Genomic DNA, 1929 nt, shown 5'->3' with positions numbered 1-1929 from the left:
GGTAGTATCGCCCGATGGCACGACACTTACCTTCTATTTTGACAAACATAAGTCTTCCCGACAAGGTACGGCGTATAGGCTGAATGTTGTAATTCCTAAATGGGTGAAAAAAGAAAAAGGTTCACTCCCGTATAATCCGAATTTTACGACGGTAGTTTTTGACGAGTCGTTTAAAGATGCACGTCCTGTATCTTGTGCATATTGGTTCGGCGGATTTGAAAATCTGACAAAAATAGAAGGCATCGACAATCTGAATACTTCGAGAGTGAGGAATATGTTCGGAATGTTCTGTAATTGTAAACGTTTGTTTAGCCTTGATTTAAGTAAGTTCGATACTTCGAAGGTTACAGACATGAGCTTAATGTTCTATTGGTGCGAAAGCCTGTCGAGCCTTGATGTTAGCAGTTTCGATACCTCAAAAGTAAGGAGAATGCGAGAAATGTTCTTGGGATGTCAAAACGTGCATAGTCTTGATATAAGTTGTTTTGATACTTTGAAAGTAACAGATATGTGCAGAATGTTCTCTGGTTGCGAAAGTCTGCCGGGACTCGATGTAGGCGGTTTCGATACCTCGAATGTTACAAATATGAGTGGTATGTTTTTATGTTGCAAAAGTATGCAGAGTCTTGATGTCAGCGGATTTAATACCTCGCAAGTAACTGATATGAGCTGTATGTTCAGTAGTTGCGAAAGTGTTACAGAACTTGATGTAAGTGGTTTTAATACCTCGAAGGTAAAGGATATGGGCGGTATGTTTCATGATTGCGGAAGTTTGGAGAGTCTTGATTTATGCAATTTCAATACTTCAAAAGTAACGAATATGCATAGTATGTTCCGAGTATGCACAAGTCTGCGTTCTCTGGATTTAAGCAACTTTAACACTTCGAGAGTAACGTGTATGGGCAGTATGTTTTGTGGCTGCGAAAAACTGTCGAGCCTTGATTTGAGTAGATTCGATACCTCTAATGTGTGGGATATGGACAATATGTTTGCTGGTTGTAAAAGTCTGACTCAGCTTGATATAAACAACTTTAACACCTCGAAAGTAACTATTATGCACGCAATGTTCTTGGGGTGTGAAAGTCTGAAAACGATATATGTTGGGACAGACTGGAATATAAGCAGGGTTAGAAATTCGAAATATATGTTTGAGAATTGCACTAATCTTGTAGGTGGTAAAGGAACAAAATACGATTTTGAATTTGTAGATGTTGCTCGTGCAAAGATAGATGGCGGCAAAGATGAGCCGGGTTATTTTAACTTGAAACTTGAAAGTTGAAACTTGAAAAATTAAGAATTGACAATGGATAATTCACAATTCATAATTGGTAGTTGGGAGAGAAAGTTGAAAATCTCTTAGTTAAGTCGAATTTGCAATTCGACTTTGAAAAGAATAGGGAATTTGTAATTCCCACCGCTGAAAAAATGCACTGTTAAGCTGAGTTTGTAATTCAGCTTGGAAAGAAAATGGGAATTTGCCGCTCGAACTCCATTCGCTTGCTACCGAAGGGACGCAAGAATTCCCACCGCTGAAAATGAGAGGCGACCGCTTTCAGCGTCATTCCAAATAATCATTTCCTAATATAGGAAGAGGGATTTTCTTTTTCCGAACTCACGTAGAAAAATCGTTCTACCGAAAAGTTAAATAATTATAATTTTTGGCTTGTTTTAGACTGTAAAGTGAAAAATGAGTTAATTTTGCGGGCGTAATTTAAAATTTTATAAAATGAAACACCTTTTTACGCTCTTTTTAAACATTATTTTGTTTTCAGCTAACCCTATGTCTGTCTTGGCACAAGAAGCCTATGCAGTGGTATCGCCAGATAGCACAACTCTTACTTTTTACTATGACAAAAATAAGTCTTCCCGACAAGGCACGGCGTATGAACTTGACGAATACCCAGAATGGATAAACATGGAGGTTTTAAT

The 1929-nt window shown here is 37.9% G+C and carries 1 protein-coding gene and 1 pseudogene; both read left to right on the top strand.

Translation table 11 applies throughout. The features are described from left to right. A partial coding sequence (locus T538_RS0113740; RefSeq protein WP_051656122.1) for a BspA family leucine-rich repeat surface protein occupies positions 1 to 1279 on the top strand: 1279 nt, incomplete at its 5' end. A 447-nt stretch (positions 1280 to 1726) separates the two neighbouring features. After that, positions 1727 to 1929 (top strand): annotated as a pseudogene (locus tag T538_RS19045) (hypothetical protein); the annotation flags it as partial.

Origin of the sequence: Bacteroides sp. Ga6A2 (assembly GCF_000702225.1) — a bacterium.
Classification (GTDB): Bacteria; Bacteroidota; Bacteroidia; order Bacteroidales; family Bacteroidaceae; genus Ga6A1.
This window is presented reverse-complemented; position numbering and strand designations above follow the sequence as displayed.